Consider the following 17552-nt stretch of genomic DNA (forward strand, 5'->3'; position numbering starts at 1 on the left):
GGCCATGCTCAGATATCGATGATTCCCCGCTTCAGCGCAACGACCACCGCATGCGTCCTGTCCTTGGCACCGAGCTTGGTCAGGACGTTCTTCATGTGGGTCTTGACCGTCTCCTCGGAGATGCCCATCCGGGCGGCGACTTCCTTGTTGGCGCTGCCGCTGGCAACGAGGCGCAGGACATCACATTCCCGTGCCGTCAATTCGTCGTCCGCCACGTGCTCGGCCATCTCGGTGGCGATGTCCGCGGCGATGCGGCGCCGTCCCGCATGCACGCTGCGGATGGTGTCCACCAGCTCCTTGCGCAACATGCTCTTGAGCAGATATCCGGATGCGCCAGCCTTGATGGCGCGCAACGCCTGCATGTCGCCCTTGTAGGTCGTCAGGACGATGATTTTCGCGGTGGGGAACTCGGTGCGGATCGCCGTGATCGCATCGATGCCATTCATCGTGGGCATCTGCACGTCCATCAGCGTGATGTCTGGCAGATGGTTGCGGAAGGCTTGCAGGGCCTGCTCTCCATTCTCCGCCTCGGCGACCAGCATCATGTCCGATTGTCCGGCGATCATGCTGCTGAGCCCCTCGCGCAGCAGCGGATGGTCGTCGACAATCAGGATGCGAATGGGCGGGTTCGTGGAGCTCATCGCTCAGTGCCCTCCGCCGGGCGACCGGCGCGGTCCATGCCGCCCCGCGAGGCCGTTCCACCTGGAATCATCGCTCTTCGTCGTGGAAGCATCGGCTTCGTCCTGTTGGGGTCGACCAGCGAACGACCGCTGGATACCCGTCATCGCCCTCGTTGGAATCCCCCGAAATGGGGAGGCTGGGCTCCCTTATCTCAGATACAATCGCGCTGCACCAGGGGGGTAATATGGACCGGTGCAACGCCTCTTCTCCATGTTTCCCGAAGGTGGCCCCGGGGTCGGACTGCTGTTGCTGCGCCTGTCGGTCGCCCTGTCACTGCTGCTCCTCCCCTCCGGCGGACCGCTGATGCATGCGATGCTCGCGCTCCTGGTCATCGGACTCTGCCTGGGAGTCCTGACACCTACTCTCGCGGTCGCATGCGTCCTGTTCTCTTTCTACGACTTCATGATCATGGGCGGTGCGACCCTACCTGAAGCGGGTATCAGGCTGCTCGCCGCGGGTGCACTGGCGCTCCTCGGACCCGGTGCTCACTCGGTGGATGCGTGGTTGTTCGGAAGACGCGTTGTCACCCTGCCGCCGCGCAAGAAGACCCGCGTTGATGAATAGCGAGCCGGTGGGCGTTCGCTCCCCCTTTCGGGTGACCCGCGTCTTGCGCTTTCGGGTGTTTTTTCTCGAAGCCTGACGCTCTAGTCTGTTTTGCATAACCCAACCCGAAGAGGAACGATCCCATGACGCCCAAAGCCTCCCCCACGCCCGGAAAGGGCCTCCTGTCGCCCACCGACCATGCCCTGATCCTGATCGATCACCAGTCGCAGATGACCTTCGCGACGCATTCGATCGACATCGCGCAACTGCGCAACAACACCGCGCTCATCTCCAAGGCCGCCGCTGGCTTCCGCGTCCCGACCTTGCTGACGACGGTCGCGGAGAAGAGCTTCTCGGGGCCGTTGTTCCCGGAGATCACCGAGGCGTTTCCTGGCGCGAAGGTCTACGACCGCACCTCCATGAATGCCTGGGAAGATCGGCAGGTGATCGCCCAGATCAACGCGTTCGAGAAGGAGCGGCTGGTGTTCGCGGGACTGTGGACGGGCGTGTGTATCGTGGGTCCCGTTGTGTCGGCGGTCGACCAGGGCTTCAAGACGTTCGTCATCACCGATGCCTGCGGTGATGTGTCCGACGAGGCGCACGAGCGTGCGGTGCAGCGGATGATCCAGGCCGGTGCGGTTCCGATGACCAGCTTGCAGTACCTGCTCGAGCTGCAGCGCGACTGGGCGCGGGAGGCCACGTATGGCCTGACCACCGGCATCGCCAAGACCCACGGTGGCGGTTACGGAATCGGCTTGCAGTACGCCAAGACGATGTTCGGCGCATCCGAAGGCGGTCACTGATGGCCGTGCGGCCATCGGATGTCGTAGGCGATAATGGTTGTCTCCGGCTCGAGTCGCCGGAATGGAAAGGATTGTACCGATGGCCGACATGATCGTCAGAAACGCTCGTATTACCACCCTGGACCGGGATAACCCGTCGGCGACGGCGTTGGCCGTCGCCGACGGCAACCTGCTGGCAATCGGCGACGAGGCCACGGTGATGGCGCATGCCACCGCCAGGACCCGGATCATCGATGCCGGGGGTCGGCGCCTCATTCCCGGCCTCAATGACAGCCACCTCCATCTGATCCGCGGTGGCCTGAACTACAACATGGAGCTGCGCTGGGACGGCGTGCGCACGCTGGCCGACGCGATGGCGATGCTCAAGGAGCAGGTGGCACGGACACCGGCACCGCAGTGGGTGAGGGTGGTGGGCGGCTTCAGCGAGCATCAGTTCGCCGAGAAGCGGCTGCCGACGCTGCAGGAGCTCAACGAGGCCGCGCCGGAGACCCCGGTCTTCATCCTGCATCTGTACGACCGAGCACTCCTCAACCGCGCCGCATTGCGCGCGGTCGGCTACACCAAGGACAGTGCGGATCCTCTCGGTGGACGGCTCGAGCGAGACCATGCCGGCAATCCCACGGGCCTGCTGCTGGCCAAGCCCAATGCGCTGATCCTGTACGCGACGTTGGCGATGGGACCGAAGCTGCCGCCGGAATTCCAGCTCAACTCCACCCGCCATTTCATGCGCGAGCTGAACCGGCTGGGCATCACCTCGGTGATCGATGCCGGCGGAGGCTTCCAGAACTACCCGGACGACTACGAAATCATCCAGAAGCTGCATGCCGATGGCGAGCTGACGGTGCGCATCGCCTACAACCTGTTCACCCAGAAGAAGGGGGGCGAGCTCGCGGACTTCGACAAGTGGTCGCGGATGCTGACGCCGTACCAGGGCGACGGCATGCTGCGCCACAACGGCGCGGGCGAGATGCTGGTCTTCTCGGCGGCGGACTTCGAGGATTTTCGTGAACCGCGCCCGGAGCTTCCGCAGGGCATGGAGGGCGAGCTCGAAGACGTGGTTCGCCTGCTGGCGCAGCGCCGCTGGCCGTTCCGCATCCATGCCACCTACGACGAGAGCATCGGTCGCGTGCTCGATGTCTATGAGAAGGTGAACCGCGAGGTGCCCTTCGACGGACTGCACTGGTTCATCGACCACGCCGAGACCATCTCCGACCGCAATATCGAGCGCGTGCGCGCCCTGCGGGGCGGTATCGCCATCCAGCATCGCATGGCGTACCAGGGCGAGTACTTCGCGGAGCGCTACGGCAGCGCGGCGACCCGGAACACTCCGCCGGTGCGCAAGATGCTGGAGGCGGGCGTGCCGGTTGGCGCCGGCACCGATGCCACGCGCGTGGCCAGCTACAACCCGTGGGTGGCGTTGTACTGGCTGGTCACCGGCCGCACCGTGGGCGGTCTGTCGATGTATGGCGACGACAACCTGCTGGAGCGAGAAGAAGCCCTGCGCCTGTATACGCACGGCAGCGCGTGGCTCTCCCATGAGCAGGATCGCAAGGGCCTGCTGAAGGTTGGCCAATATGCCGATTTCGCACTGCTATCCTCGGACTTCCTTCATGTGCCGGAAGAAGCCATCAAGGACATCACCAGCGTGTTGACCGTGGTGGGTGGCAAGGTGGTTCACGGCGGTGGTGACTTCGGCCCGCTCGCCCCCTCGCTGCCCAAGCCCATGCCGGACTGGTCGCCGGTGAGCCGGTTTGGTGGCTACCAGGGCGGCACCCAGGCGCAGGCCCTTTCCATGTTCGCTCGAGCGCAACGGCATTCGCACTCACACGGAACGTCGTGTGCCGTGCATGGTCATGGCAAGGATCATGCCGCACACCACCCGACGCCGGGCGGCGGGCTGCGCGACTTCTGGGGTGCACTGGGGTGCTTGTGCTATGCCTTCTGATGCTCCGGCGATTGGTGCATGGGCACCACTTCGCCATCCGAGCTTCCGTGCGCTCTGGCTGGCGGTTCTGACCAGCAACATCGGAACCTGGGTCCAGGATGTCGCCGCCTCCTGGTTCATGTCGGAGCAGACGGGCTCACCGCTCATGGTCGCGGCAGTGCAGTCCGCGACGACGTTGCCGGTCGTGGCGTTCGCGCTCGTTGCCGGCACGCTGGCGGACATCGTTGACCGTCGGCGCTACCTGCTCGGGGTGCAACTGTGGATGCTCCTCGTGGTCACCCTGGTCGCCCTGCAGGCACATGCCGGCCGGCTCGGTGCATGGTCCCTGCTGTGTCTGACATTCGCGCTCGGCACGGGCGCGGCGATGGCGATGCCAGCACAGGCCGCGACCACCGCCGACCTGGTCCCGCGCACGGTGCTGGCACCGGCAGTGGCATTGAGCTCCATCGGTATGAATATCGCGCGCTCCATCGGCCCCGCCCTGGGCGGGCTGGTCGTGGCGCGATTCGGCGCGGCCTGGGCATTCTCACTGAATGCGCTGTCGTTCCTGGGCGTGGTGTTCGTCCTGTGGCGGTGGAAGCCGGCGCAGTCCGTCTCGACCCTGCCCACCGAGTCTTTCGGTGGCGCACTGCGCGCGGGGTTGCGCTATGCGGTGCAAGCCGGCGAGTTCCGGTCGGTGCTGGTCAAGTCGGCCTGCTTCTTCGTGTTCGCCAGTGCCCTCCCCGCGCAGCTGGCGATCGTGGTTCGACAGCAGCTCTCCGCCGGGGCGGGCACCTATGGAATGTTGCTGGGGTTCATCGGTGCGGGTGCCATCGGTGGTGCCATCGCCTTGCCGAAGCTCCGCGAACGGTTCAATGCCGACTGGCTGGTGCCAGCCGCGACCCTGATCTACGCCCTCACCATGCTGGCCCTGGCGGGCATCCGAGATCTGCGGCTGCTCTGCGTGGCGATGCTGGCCAACGGCGTGTCGTGGATCACCGTGCTGTCCTCGCTGCAGACAGCCGCGCATGTCTCGGTACCCGCCTGGGTTCGCGCCCGGGCGCTGTCGCTCTACATCATGGTCTTCTCGGCGGGCATGGCGGGGGGCAGCCTGATCTGGGGGACGCTCGCGCAACACGCCGGCACCGGGTTCGCGCTGACGGTGGCGGCGGTATTGGCGGTACTCGCGGGTGTCTTCTCGCTGCGCTTCCGTCTGAGCGTGGCCATGGCACGGGATACCACCCCGTCCGCGCATTGGCCGCGGCCGGCCGTGGCCGCGAAGATCGACCCTGCCCGAGGTCCGGTGCTCGTGACGGTGGAATACGTCATCGAGTCGGCGAATCGCGAGGAGTTCCTGCATCACATCCACCTGCTCGGAGGCACTCGTCGGCGCGATGGTGCCGTGCAGTGGGGGGTGATGGAGGACGCGGCGCGGCCGGGTCGCTTTCTCGAATATTTCATCGTCGATTCCTGGCTGGAACACCTCCGCCAGCATGAGCGTGTCACCCACGAGGAGCAGCGCTTGCAGGACAGGCTTCGCGCCCTGCATCTCGACGCGCAGCCGCCATCCGTGCGCCACTTCGTCGGCGCCACGCCATCAAGCTCTCACTTCGTCGCGCTGGAGAACGTCCCTTGAGCTGGAAATTCTGTGTTGGCCTGCTGCTCGGCCTCGCCATCGGCTTGGGTTGCCGCTGGCTGGGTATTCCGGTGCCCGCGCCGCCCATGCTGGTTGGCGCTTCACTCGTTGTCGCCATGACGAGCGGTTACCTGCTGGCCGACAATTTCATCGCGGCGCACCCCGCGCAACATCGCCACGACTGCGGCGGGCCCAGCGGTGATACCAAGGAGACGCGGACATGATGCAGCTCATGGTCGGTCCTGTCCTGGCGTTGGCCATCGGCGCCGGCTGCCGCCTGCTCGACATTCCCTTGCCCGCCCCGCCGAAACTGCAAGGCGCGCTGCTGGTGCTGGCCATGACCGTTGGCTACCTGCTCGGCGATCATCTCCTGAGCTGAGATGACACGCATTGGCGGGAAGAGCGAGGAACGCAGGTTGACACTCACCCTCCGTTCCTCTTGCTCTCGCGTGGATCCGCGTTGCATGGGGGATGGTGCATCGTCGCGTGCCTGGGCTCGGCGCTCGGGCGAGCGAGGAACTCCGTGACGGCATTTCTCAAGTCGTCTGTTTGGCGGGGAGATAGGGAAGCTCGAGGGTGAACGTAGCACCGTGACCGAGCCCGTCACTGTAGGCGGTCAAGGCGCCGCCCAGCTCCTCCTGGGCCGCGATGGCGCTGGAGTGCAGGCCGAAGCCGTGACCCTCCTCGCGCGTGGTGAAGCCGTACTGGAAGATGCGGGTGAGCATCTCCGGCGCGATGCCCACGCCGTTGTCCTGGATGGAGATGCGCACCCGGTCGGCGGCCGACTGCTCCAGCTTCACCGTCAACAGCCGCTCGCTCGGTGGCACCCCGTCCATGGCGTACTTGGCGTTGCTGACCAGGTTGACCAGGATCATCAACGTCTTGTGCTTGTCAGTCATCACGGGAGGGAGGGGCGTGATGTGGCGCTGCACCTTCACCTGGTGGCGCACGATCCCGGCGGAGTTGATGCGCAAGGCATCCTCCAGCAAATCCGCCAGGGAGACCCGGTCATGCATGCGCGGAGTCCGGGCGTAGTCCTGTTGCACCTTGACGATGTCGCCGATGTGCTCGGTATAGCGGCCCACGTCATCCAACAGCGACACGATTTCCTGACGGTCCTCGAGCAGATTCTGCCCCAGCTTGTCCAGGAAGGGCATGAGGTTGCGCCCGCGCCCATCCTGGGTGAGGAAGGTGGAGAGATCGGCCTGTCGCTCCTGGAGCATGTGAGCCACCCGGACCACGTGCTCCAGCCGCATCTCGTGCACCCGCTCCTTGGCGACCTGGGAGGCGGTATAGACGCTGTTGAGGACATTGCCCACGTTGTGCAGCACGTTGGTGGCGATCTCCGCCATGCCCGCGCGCCGGGCCGTCTGCACCAGTTGCAGGTGGACATCCTTGAGCTCATGGGTGCGCTCCTCCACCCGCTGCTCCAGTCCCTCGTTGGCCTGGCGCAGTGCCTCCTCGCGCCGTTTCACCTCGTCGGCCATGAGCTGGAAGGCCTGGGCGAGCTGCCCCAGCTCGTCGCGGCGTGCGGTGTCCAGCGCCACCTGGAAATCTCCGGCCGCCACCTTGTCGGTCGCCTGGGTGAAGGCGTGCAGGGGGCGGGTGATCTGCTGCTGGAGCACCTGGTACATGATGGCCAGCTCCAGCAGCAGCGACAGGATACCGATGAGCAGGACGTAGCGAGCCGCGAGCATGGCGGGCTGGGACACCACGTGCTCGGGCAGCACCGTGGCCAGATGCCACCCGGGGCCGCGCAGTTGCGTCACGGCGACATACTCGCCGTACTCCGGCAGCTCCAGCAAGGCTCGAGCGGGCTCGAGGCCCTTCACCCGCTCGAAGATGGCGCGCAGGTGGGCCGCGTTCTCCGCGGAGCCGAGCAGTCTGGCCGCGGCTTCGGGCTGTTCGGCATTGCTCAGGATGTTGTAGGCGCGGGTGGTGCCCTCCAGCTTCAGCTCGGGATGGGCGATGAGCTGCCCATCATCGCGGAAGAGCAGGTTGTAGGCACCGGGCAGATGATCATTGATGGTGCGGGCCATCAACTCGTCGAGCAGGACATCGTGGCCGATGGAAGCGACGTGGCGGCCGTCCAGGTCCACCGGTGTGTTGACCGAGGTCATCCAGGTGTTGGAGACGTTATCCTTGTACGTGCCCGTCCAGGCGGTCCGCCGCTGGGGGTTGTTCTCGGGCTTGCCGAGGGGGAAGTCCTCGTAGGAATCGAGCGAGAAATCAGGCGGGAGATCCTGGGTCCAGGTGGGGAACGTCGGCAGGAAGCCCACGATCGCGCCCTCCGGGAAGGTCACGTAGGTCGTCGTGAAGCGCATCTGGACGACGGGGCCGTACCAGTTGAGCATGTCGTACGCGGCCATCACCCGGGCGCGAAACCCGGCGTCGAGGACCACGTGTGAGGGAATGAAGACTTGCGCCATCCTCGTGCCATCGAGGAGTTCGGGCCGGTTGCGGACCGTGCCATCGGGTCGCCGCACGAAAAGGCTGTCGAAGCGGACGCGCACCTCCTCTTCATGTTGCTGGAGGGACCGGATCCTCTCCGTCAGGGTTTTCCTGAAGAGGGCGTGGTTGTCCTCCGCCAAGAGGAAGATGGCCTGCTCGCGCTCGCTGCGCTCCGAGACATGCTGCTGCAACCGATCGAGGGCCTCGGTGCGGAGCGTGTGCAGGATGTGGAGGTAGCTGAAGAGCGTGGAGAGGGCGATGATGACCGCGATGCGCGCGCCCATCTTGAGGAGCGTCGAACGAGCCAGAGTGGGATGGAGGCTGGAAAATGGATGCATGGGGGCTGGCTGTTCGGGCTTCACGGGCCGTGGACAGCCAGTGGGGACACAAGACAAGCCACTGAAATTCCTAGAGAAAGCACGCGGGTGATCGCCTGCCTGAATGTCGACTCTGGATCGCGGAGGTTTCCCATCCTGGCGACCTCCCGGCTTGGAGGTGCGGACGGGTCGGCGAGGGCTCGGTCCCACAGAGAGCCTGCCCGATTCAGTCCCATACTCTGCTACGACGCCGCCACCATGATCGACCACCTGAGCTTCTACACGACGGACTACCCCACATCGAAGGCGTTCTACGAGGCCGTGCTCGCGTCCCTGGGCCATGGCCTCGTGCAGGAGATGACCGCGACGTGGGACCCGGAGTTCCCCACCCGGCGGATGTGCTCCTTCGGCCCCCCCGGAAAGAGCATCCTGTGGCTCATCGAGGTGAAGACGCCCGCCTCGCCCCGCCATGTGGCCTTCACCGCCAGGAACCGGGCGGCGGTGGACGCGTTCCATCAGACGGCGCTGAAGAGCGGTGCGAAGGACAACGGTGCGCCCGGTGAGCGGCCGCACTACCATCCTCACTACTACGGCGCGTTCGTATTGGACCCGGACGGCAACAACATCGAGGCGGTGTCCCACGGCAACCCTTGAGCAGGGGCTTCACCCTCCTGAGCGGAAGGGGTGACTCCGACTCCAGCGGGCAAAGAGGCGGAGCGCGCCCGGCGGTCAGGAGGCCGGGGCGCGGAGGTGTCGAGCCGGCCTACTGGGCGGACGTCAGTCCCGGAGCGGTCCACATCTTCTTGAGCTGGGTGAAGGCGGAACGGTAGTAGCGCCCACTGGTCTCGGTCTCCTTGAGGGCGGTGGAGAGTCCGAACCACTCCTCGTTCATGAAGCAGTCGGGAGTGAGGTTCGCGTTGGAGAACCCCCCGGTGTCGTGGACGTCACGAGGGCCGGCTCCGTCCTTCCACCACTCGTCGTTCCACTCGAACACTACGCCGCCGAGCAGCTTGTTGGCGGTGCTCCTGGCGCTGAGGTTGGGCAGCATCGTGTTCTCCCAACGGCTCTGGTAGAACGCGGCTTGTTGCAACTGCGCTTCCTGGGTGCCGCGCCCCTCCGGGTTGGAGAAGTCACAGCCCTTGTTGTGCTGGCAGGCGTCATAGCCGAACTCCGTGAACAGGAGCGGCTTGTTGAGCGAGTAGCCCTGGATGATGTTCTTGAAGCCCTGCTCCGTGTTGTACATGTTGATGGACCAGACATCCACGAGGGGCGCCCGGTTGAGCAGGCTGGTGTTGTGGATGTCCAACTGGGGGTTGTCCCCGAGGACCACGGTATAGGGGTGTGCCGAATCCGCCTGTTGATCGGCCTCGCGGATCGCCTCGCCGAGGAAGTCGAACATCGCCTCGGAGGTCATCTGCCCGCGGTTCCACTCGAAGTTGTTCTCGTTGCCGAACGCCCACATCAACACCATGGGGAACTCGGTGCGGTTCTTGAAGACGTTGATGATGTTGCGAAAGCGCAGCTTGTGCCGCGTGCGCGCGTCCTTGTTGAACTTCACCTGCTGTCCCACGCGGTAGTCCACGGAGGTGGGCAGGAAGTAGTTCATGAGGACGTAGATGCCCTGGCGGTCGGCCTCGTCCAGCACGGCGCGGTAGTTGGCGAGCACTGTCTGGTCGACCCGGCTCGGGTCGGACGAAGGATCGTTCTGCTCGTCCCAGTTCTGGAACAGCCGGTCATACTGCACATAGACGCGGATGAGGTTGACGCCCATCTCCTTCATCTTGGCCAGGTCGCTGAACACCACGGTCCGGTTCATGGTCCAGTCATCGGGCCAGTTGCTCGGACCTGTCCGGGGCACGGGCTGGTAGTTGACTCCCTTGGCGATGAACGGCTGGCCATTGATCAAGAGCTGCTTGCCCGAAATCGTCAGCGTCTCCGGCGCGCGTCTGGCGTGCGCCTCGGGCGCCACCCCCAACAGCGTGAGGACCGCCATCCCAACAATGAACCGGTACATGTGGAAAAACCCCTTTAAATGGTAATGCCGGGAGCCTTGCGAAGGTGGGGCCACATGGGGATGGCGCGTGAGGGCCCGCGGTGAGTCACCACGGCCTTGTGCATACAGTCCACGAGGAAATTTGAAGCGTGAATGAAGCGCCTGGCCACCACCCCTGGTGACTCGAGTCATCAGGGTGGTGATTCGTGTCACCAGGTGACAATGACAACGGTCACGTGCGCAACACGGGGCACGTCCATGAAAACGTTAAAACATGAAATAATTAAAAATCAAGAAAACGGCATGAAGGTTGCTTTGGCAGCGACCTGAGAGGGAGCAACCCCCTTTCTTCCCTCACGAGGAGAACATCATGTCGCGAAAGACGGCGTTCCGTTGTGTGTCTCTGTTGAGCGTCCTGGCGGGAGTGGGTGGATGCAATGTCGCCGAGGTGGAGCCCGCGGAGCGGACCGGGCAGCTCGAGCGCGAGGCCATCGTGTCGAGCATCACGGAGGGGGACTATGTCATCCGCTCCGTCATGACGAACAAGTGTGTCGACGTGGCCTCGGGAAGCACCGCGGATGGCGCCAAGGTGCAGCAGTACGACTGTAACGGCAACAACGCGCAGAAGTTCCACATCTCCCCGACGTCGGACGGGTACTGGAAGATCATCAACGTCGCCAGCGGCAAGGGGCTCGACATCATCGATGTCAGCACCGCGTTGAACGCCAAGGTGCATCAGTGGTCGTACGTCGGCGGGGGCAACCAGCAATTCAAGTTCGTGAGCCGGAGCAACAACCAGTTCAGCATCCATCCGCGCCACACGGACCTGGCCATCGATCTGTACTGGGGCTCGGCGAACAACGGTACGGAGTACGTCCAGTATACGTATACCGGTGCCGCCAACCAGCTCTTCACCTTCGACCGGGTGGATGGAGGCACCACCCCACCGCCTCCGTCCACGGGCAAGGGGTGTCTGGGCACCAATGATGGGAAGACGAGCCTGCGTTTCATCAACCGGTGCTCCTTCCCGGTCACCTTCGCCGGCAACAACATCTCCGGGGGAGACCTGAACTCGGGCCAGGAGGCGTGCCGGACCATCGGCTCCGTCACGGACATGATGCTGACCAAGCGCTACTGGGGCTTCCGCAAGGGCGAGGACCCGGGCTTCGAGCATCACTCGCTGGCGGAGTTCGGCTTCAACGAGGTGTTCTACTCCTACAACAGCTGGGACTGGTTCAACCTCAGCCACGTGGATGCCAACAACCTCCCCCTGAAGATCGTTCCCTACGATCTGGCGGGTGGGACGACCTGCACGGGCCAGACGCGCAGCTGCCCGATGGACATGCTGGCGAAGTGCCCCGCGGAGGGCCAGCTGCGTAACGGCGCCGGCCAGATCATCTCCTGCGTGAGCCGCGACCGCGACAACCCCAACAGCCCCGTGGCGAAGTACTTCGACGCGATGTGCTCGCAGTCGTACTCGTGGTCGGGCGATGACTCGGTGATGGCGGCGTGCAACGCCGAGGACTTCGACATCGTCTTCTGCCCGCCGAACTGATGGGGGAGTGCCTGGAGTGAAGGGCGGGGCGTGCCCGGGGTGCCACTGGAAGAAGGGGCGGGGCCCCTTTTTCGTAGTACGAAGCACCCCGGCGCACGTCCACTCCAGGAAAAGCAGGCACAGATGAGCAGGAACAAGACACGCTCCACCTCCGACACGAAGGAACTCCTCCAGGTAGCGGCCGCGGGCAGGTACTCCCGCCGTGAGTTGCTGAGGTTGCTCGGTCTCTCGACCGCCGCGCTCGGGATGCCGACCCTCATCGGGTGCTCGGACTCGCGGGACTATGACTACATCATCATCGGTGCGGGCTCCGCGGGCTGCACGCTGGCCGCCAGGCTCCTGGCGGACTCGGACGCCCGTGTCCTCCTCATCGAGGCGGGCGGCACCCATGATCGTCCGGAGATCAGGGACTTCACGCAGTCCTACAAGTTGACCCAGCCGGGCGCCGAGACCGACTGGGCCTACAAGTCCGAGCCTCAGGCCTCGTTGAAGGGCAGGCCCCAGTCCTACTCCTGTGGCAGGGTGAGTGGTGGCAGCAGCTCCATCAACGGCATGGTCTGGGTGCGCGGCAACCGGGCCGACTACGATGGCTGGGCCGCGGCCGGGTGCCGCGGCTGGGACTTCGCGAGCGTCCTTCCTTCCTTCCAGGCCCTGACTGGACCCATCCGCCCCTCCAACGAGCTCACCGCGCGCAACGCGCTGTCCCAGGCCATCGTCCAGGCCGCGGTGGGTCTCGGCCATCCCTTCAACGAGGACTACAACGGCGACAACCAATTGGGCGTCACCTATAGTCAACTCAACGTGGTGGACGGCATCCGCCAGGACGCCTTCTCCACCTTCGTGTCTCAATACCTGGCCGATCCCCGACTCACGCTGATGCTGAATGCCCGGGTGAAGCGCCTCGCCTTCGACAGCGCGAAGAGGCTCGAGCGCGTCATCCTCGATGGCGACAGCGGCGAGCTGTCCGTGGAGGCGCGGCGAGAGGTCATCGTTTGCGCGGGCACCATCCAGACGCCCCACCTGCTGATGCTCTCGGGCATTGGTGATCCGGTGGACCTCGAGCCCCATGGCATCCCCGTGGTGGCGAAGGTCGCGGGGGTGGGGAAGAACCTGCATGACCACCTCGTCTCGGTGGCGGTGAAGAAGCTCCGGCGGCCCGAGCCCGACACCCATCTCACCACCATGGACGTGAACGTCTTCACGGGCCAGGGTCCTCGCCCAGGGTCTCCGAAGTTCCAGGTCCAGACGTACTACATGCGCTATGGCTGGGGGTCCTATCCCTCCGAGGCACTGGCTTTCGGCCTCATCAACCTGCACCCGACGAGCCGTGGCACCGTGAAGCTGCGCTCGGCCAACCACCAGGACGCCCCCGTCATCGACCCGAACTTCCTGGGCACGCAGGAGGACGTCTCCAACCAGCTCGAGGGTTACAAGCTCGTCCGCCAGTTGCTCAGCGCGCCGGGCCTGCGCGACTGGGTCGAGGACGTGGAGCACACTCCCGGTCCGGAAGTCGTTACCGACGAGCAGTGGGTGGAAGCGCTCCGGCAGCACTCCGAATCCGATTTCCACTCGGTGGGCACGTGCAAGATGGGCACGGATGAGCTGGCGGTGGTGGACCCGGAGCTGCGCGTGCGTGGCGTCAAGGGATTGCGGCTGGCGAGCGCCGCCATCATGCCCTTCGTCACCTCGGGCAACACCAATGCCCCCGCGATGATGATCGGCGACCGGTGCGGCCGGCTCATCCTCGGGGCATCCTGAGCAACGAGGATCCGACCTCTCCTTGATTCCAGCCGAGCCCTTCCTCTCGAAGGGCTCGGCTTTTTCCTGGCGCTCCCTCGTGCCGGGCTCTTCGAGGCCCACGCCTCTCCGCGTCGCCGTTCATCCCTTGCCCTCGAGTCCGGGTAGAGATTGACTCCTCCGGGAGGGTTTGACCCTCCCACCTGGGGGGTGTGAAGTCCTTCACATCTCTAGCAATTACAAGCAACTCCATCGTGAGGAATGCTCCACGAGGCCATCGAAGTGGCGTGGCATCCTTCTGGCAATTGATTGCATTCGCATCCAAGCAGGAACACGGATGGGTGCCACGAGGCAGGGCCATTCAGGGACTGTCACTTCGATGTGTTGATTATTCTGGCTTCGAGGGGATCATGCGGACCATTCCATTTTTTGCCGTTCTCGTTCTCGTGATGGGTTTCCAGGGTTCCAGCAAGGCGTCGGACTCCTGCTGCGACACGTTGTCACCCCCGGTGACAGCGGAGATGAGGGGGCACGAGGAGCGGGCCATCCTCCGGGCTGTCGAGGGCTACGCGGAAGGCTTCATCCGAGAGGACATGCGGCTGTTGCTCGACCTCTGGGATTACAGGGCCCCGGAGGGAGTGTCGTATGTCGCCGCGGAGCTGGATCAGCCCCTCTCCGGGGCGGAGGAACTGCGCGCGTACTATCAGAGCTTCCTGGACACCCTCATCGTCCACGGCGGAGAGGTCACGAATCCACGGATCTTCCTCAAGGGTGACATGGCGTATGTCTTCTGCCAGTTCAACTGGGTCTACCGCGTCAGGGCGGGGGGGCAGGTGCTGGAGCAGCCCACTCGCGCCACCTTCGTGCTCCGCAAGCGTGGCGGGCGATGGCTCTATCAGCACTTCCACGAGTCCATCTCCTTCCATTACGAAGCCCCCTCTGCTCCGGGCCTGGTGGGAACCGTTGTTCAGTAGGAGGCACGCGGAGTCGGGGACGGGGCCCTCCGCGACTCACGGACAGTGGAATGCGGAGTCGGGAAGGGGCGTCTGGGTGTGCGCTGACTCTCCCCCGGAGGATTGACCCTCCCATCGGGAGGTGTGAAGTAAATCACACCTTCAGGGATTCCAGGATGTTTCACCAGGGGTAAGCCGCCGCATTACCCTCCCGGGCAATGGCATCGTTCTGGCAGTTGCATGCGAGCGCATCCGATGTCAGGTTGGGCGCCCGGAAAATGGGTCCATCCAGGAAGCGTCGTTTCAATCCGCGAGCCAGAGCCGGCCGAGAGGGAAAGTACATGCGAGCCATTCAATTCATCATCGTTCTCGTGGTCGTGATAGCACTCCAGGGTTCCAGCAAGGCCGAGGAGCCGTGTTGCAAGGGAGTGGTGACGCCGATGAACGTGGGAACTCTGGGGGTCGAGGAGCAGGCCATCCTCCGGGCGATCGAAGACTACGCGAAGGGATTCATCCAGAAGGACATGGGACTGCTGTTGAGCCTCTGGGAAGCACGCAGCCAGGTGTCATACGTCGCGGTGGAGCTGGATCAGCCCCTGCTCGGAATGGCGGAGCTGCAAGGCTACTACCAGGGTTTCCTGAACAGCCCCTTCTCCGTCTACAGTGGAAACGTCACGGATCTGCGAGTCTTCCTGAATGGCGACATGGCGTATGCGTTCTGCCATTACAACTGGGTCTATATGACTGGACCGGGGGGCTCCGTGCTGGAGCAGCCCACTCGCGCCACCTTCGTCCTGGCCAAGCGGGACGGGCGCTGGCGCTATCTGCACTTCCACGAGTCCATCCTGGTCCCCGCCGGGTCCACCGTGTCGAAGTAGAGCGAGCGCGCCCGGTCATTCAGGGTTGATGGCGATCGCGGTAGTCCACCGGGACGAACGTGTAGCCCCGCTCCTCCGCGCGGATGTGGCCAATCCCCGGGTAGGGCAGGTGCGGCGCCGCGACCAGGGCGCGATTGCCCGCCGCCGCGGCGAACTGCTTCTCACGCTGAGCCGCGGCCTCCTTGGGGCTGACGTCGTAGACAATCGTGATCGCCGTGTTCGGGAATTGCACGGAGGCCACGTGGACGATGTCGCCAATGAACGTGATGGATTCGCCCTTGCTCTCCACCCGGTAGAAGCCATGCCCGGGGGTATGGCCGGGGGTTGGGATGGCCTTGATGCCGGGGAAGAGCTGGGTTTCGCGGGTGAACCCCTGAACCTTCCCGGCCTTCATGTACGGCCCGACCGTCTTCACTGCTTCCTCGAAGTACTTCTTGTCGTAGCCATTGGCGCCGCCCTGGTTCGCGGGATTGAGGAAGAAGTCCAGGTCCGGCCTGCCGGCGTGCAGCGTGGCGTTGGGGAACACCCGGTTGCCTTCGTTGACGAGGCCGCCACTGTGATCCGTGTGGATGTGCGTCAGCAGGATGTCGTTGATCTGCTCTGGCTCGTAGCCCGCCAACTTGAGGCTGCCGAGGAGCTTGCCGCCATAGCCCGGTCCGAACAAGCCGCCAGCGCCGGTATCGACCAGGATCAGCCGGCTCCCCGTATCGATCAGGAAGGCGGTGATGGACGCCTCGACAGGATTGCTCAGGAAGGCATGGTGGAGCATCTTGTCGACCTCCGCGGGTGACGTTCCCCTGAGGAGGGCGTGCAGGTCCTGCGGCACGGTGCCGTCGGATAGCGCGGTCACCTGGAAGTCACCGACGCGGTAGCGGTAGACACCCGGTACCTGTGCTCGCGCCTGGGCCACGCTGGTACCGGTTTCCGGCGGCGACGCCTCGGTGGTGAGTGGCATGGCGCTGGAGAACAGGGCCGCTGCCGCGACCACGCTGTCGAGAAGAAATCGATGGAAACGCATGTTTGCTCCTGTTGGGATGCCGTGGGCTCGGTACGAACCCCGGTGAGGGATACATACGTTTGCCTCGCGCCCACCGTGAGTTGCGCGCGTTTATAGGAGGTATAGACGGGATGGATATCCGGCGGGCGGACCTGCCCTTGCTCATTTCCCTGGACGTGTTGCTCGAGGAGCTGAACGTGACACGTGCGGCCCGCCGGTTGAACGTGAGTCAGCCAGCACTCTCCGCCCAGCTCGGCCGCTTGCGCGAGCTGTTCAAGGATCCCCTGCTCGTTCCTTCCGAGGCGGGTCGCGGAATGACCCCCACACCGCGGGCGCTCGAGTTGCAGCCGGCCTTGCACCAGGCGCTGCTCGATCTGCAAAGCGCCGTCGTGAGCCGCGTGGAGTTCAACCCCCAGGAGGCGCAGCGCCATTTCACGATCGCGCTCAACGACAACTTCTTCACGACCATCGGTCTCGCCGTGGCCCGGGACGTCCTTGGTCTTGGTGGACCCGGTATCCGTCTCAGCTTCGTCGCGCCGGCCGAGGAGAATCTGACCTACCGGATGGAACGTGGAGAGATCGACCTCTACGTCGGGCTTTCAGCCAAGATTCCCGACGCGCTCAAGAGCCGCCGCCTGCTCACCGACGGGTTCTGCTTCGCCCAGCGCCAGGGGCATCCCAGAGGCCAGAGGGCGCCCACACTCGAGGACTACTGCCAGCTCAGTCATGTCATGGTCTCCCAGGGGGGTGGTTTTCATAGCGCGGTCGACGACGTCCTCGCGCGGCATGGCCAGGCGCGCCGTGTCGCCATCACCGTTCCGAACTACAACCAGGTCGCCCTCGTCCTCGCCGCTACGGACTGTGTCGCCACGCTCCCCAGCAGGTTTCTCCAACGCTACGCATCGGGGCTCGACCTCCTGCCATTGCCCTTCTCCATGCAGCCATTCGACCTCGCGATGGGTTGGCATGCCCGTGCACAGTACGATCCCTCGCATCAGTGGCTGAGGGAGCGCTTCGTTCGCGCGGCCAGCCATGGGGCGTAGGGCCCAGGATCGGGTTGCGTCGTGATGGGATGACTCCAGGA

At 64.6% G+C, this 17552-nt stretch carries 16 protein-coding genes; 12 read left to right on the forward strand and 4 right to left on the reverse strand.

What is annotated here, in order from left to right; genetic code table 11:
- Nucleotides 1–8: 8 nt before the first annotated feature.
- A complete protein-coding gene (locus D187_RS28285; protein ID WP_002625478.1) occupies nucleotides 9–641 on the reverse strand; it encodes a response regulator in 633 nt (210 codons plus the stop codon).
- A gap of 232 nt (nucleotides 642–873) precedes the next feature.
- Between D187_RS28285 and D187_RS28290 the strand changes: the two genes are divergently transcribed.
- The 6 genes from D187_RS28290 to D187_RS28315 all read left to right on the forward strand — a co-directional run bounded on the left by D187_RS28290 (nucleotide 874) and on the right by D187_RS28315 (nucleotide 5966).
- Entirely contained in the window at nucleotides 874–1245 is a 372-nt protein-coding gene (locus tag D187_RS28290; RefSeq protein ID WP_051256579.1) for a hypothetical protein, read from the forward strand.
- Between the two features lie 122 nt (nucleotides 1246–1367).
- Nucleotides 1368–2027: a hydrolase gene (locus tag D187_RS28295; RefSeq protein ID WP_002625481.1), complete on the forward strand. Its 660-nt coding sequence runs from the start codon at nucleotides 1368–1370 to the stop codon at nucleotides 2025–2027.
- Nucleotides 2028–2106: 79 nt separating this feature from the next.
- The gene (locus D187_RS28300) at nucleotides 2107–3972 is read left to right on the forward strand and encodes an amidohydrolase (RefSeq protein ID WP_002625482.1); all 1866 of its coding nucleotides are present in this window, start codon (nucleotides 2107–2109) and stop codon (nucleotides 3970–3972) included.
- Complete coding sequence (locus D187_RS28305) at nucleotides 3962–5587, forward strand: MFS transporter (RefSeq protein WP_020918340.1); 1626 nt, start codon at nucleotides 3962–3964, stop codon at nucleotides 5585–5587. Before D187_RS28300 ends, D187_RS28305 begins: the two co-directional genes overlap by 11 nt.
- Complete coding sequence (locus D187_RS28310; RefSeq protein ID WP_020918341.1) at nucleotides 5584–5811, forward strand: DUF1427 family protein; 228 nt, start codon at nucleotides 5584–5586, stop codon at nucleotides 5809–5811. The genes D187_RS28305 and D187_RS28310 overlap by 4 nt, the downstream gene beginning before the upstream one ends.
- A complete protein-coding gene (locus D187_RS28315; protein ID WP_020918342.1) occupies nucleotides 5808–5966 on the forward strand; it encodes a DUF1427 family protein in 159 nt (52 codons plus the stop codon). The genes D187_RS28310 and D187_RS28315 overlap by 4 nt, the downstream gene beginning before the upstream one ends.
- Before the next feature lie 157 nt (nucleotides 5967–6123).
- Here the strand turns inward: D187_RS28315 and D187_RS28320 are convergent, their stop codons facing one another.
- On the reverse strand, nucleotides 6124–8322 hold the full coding sequence (locus D187_RS28320) for an ATP-binding protein (RefSeq protein WP_020918343.1): 2199 nt from the start codon (nucleotides 8320–8322) through the stop codon (nucleotides 6124–6126).
- A 291-nt stretch (nucleotides 8323–8613) separates the two neighbouring features.
- Between D187_RS28320 and D187_RS28325 the strand changes: the two genes are divergently transcribed.
- Nucleotides 8614–9009: a VOC family protein gene (locus tag D187_RS28325; RefSeq protein ID WP_002625487.1), complete on the forward strand. Its 396-nt coding sequence runs from the start codon at nucleotides 8614–8616 to the stop codon at nucleotides 9007–9009.
- Nucleotides 9010–9118: 109 nt separating this feature from the next.
- Here the strand turns inward: D187_RS28325 and D187_RS28330 are convergent, their stop codons facing one another.
- On the reverse strand, nucleotides 9119–10369 hold the full coding sequence (locus tag D187_RS28330; RefSeq protein WP_002625488.1) for a cellulase family glycosylhydrolase: 1251 nt from the start codon (nucleotides 10367–10369) through the stop codon (nucleotides 9119–9121).
- Between the two features lie 349 nt (nucleotides 10370–10718).
- Here D187_RS28330 and D187_RS28335 point away from each other — a divergent pair, with 349 nt between their 5' ends.
- From D187_RS28335 to D187_RS28350, 4 genes are all read left to right on the forward strand, one after another.
- Nucleotides 10719–11903, forward strand: coding sequence for an RICIN domain-containing protein (locus D187_RS28335; RefSeq protein WP_002625489.1), 1185 nt, complete (start codon nucleotides 10719–10721; stop codon nucleotides 11901–11903).
- A 123-nt stretch (nucleotides 11904–12026) separates the two neighbouring features.
- The gene (locus D187_RS28340) at nucleotides 12027–13661 is read left to right on the forward strand and encodes a GMC family oxidoreductase (RefSeq protein WP_002625490.1); all 1635 of its coding nucleotides are present in this window, start codon (nucleotides 12027–12029) and stop codon (nucleotides 13659–13661) included.
- A 389-nt stretch (nucleotides 13662–14050) separates the two neighbouring features.
- Nucleotides 14051–14614 (forward strand): YybH family protein, encoded by a 564-nt coding sequence (locus tag D187_RS28345; protein ID WP_043431737.1) that lies wholly within the window; start codon nucleotides 14051–14053, stop codon nucleotides 14612–14614.
- Nucleotides 14615–14934: 320 nt separating this feature from the next.
- Nucleotides 14935–15471 (forward strand): YybH family protein, encoded by a 537-nt coding sequence (locus D187_RS28350; RefSeq protein WP_002625492.1) that lies wholly within the window; start codon nucleotides 14935–14937, stop codon nucleotides 15469–15471.
- 19 nt (nucleotides 15472–15490) lie between these two features.
- On the opposite strand, the gene D187_RS28355 is transcribed toward D187_RS28350, so the two are convergent.
- Nucleotides 15491–16489 (reverse strand): MBL fold metallo-hydrolase, encoded by a 999-nt coding sequence (locus D187_RS28355; RefSeq protein WP_002625493.1) that lies wholly within the window; start codon nucleotides 16487–16489, stop codon nucleotides 15491–15493.
- A gap of 110 nt (nucleotides 16490–16599) precedes the next feature.
- Between D187_RS28355 and D187_RS28360 the strand changes: the two genes are divergently transcribed.
- Entirely contained in the window at nucleotides 16600–17511 is a 912-nt protein-coding gene (locus D187_RS28360; RefSeq protein ID WP_002625494.1) for a LysR family transcriptional regulator, read from the forward strand.
- The last annotated feature ends 41 nt before the right edge of the window (nucleotides 17512–17552 follow it).

The sequence above is a fragment of the Cystobacter fuscus DSM 2262 genome (assembly GCF_000335475.2).
Classification (GTDB): Bacteria; Myxococcota; Myxococcia; order Myxococcales; family Myxococcaceae; genus Cystobacter; species Cystobacter fuscus.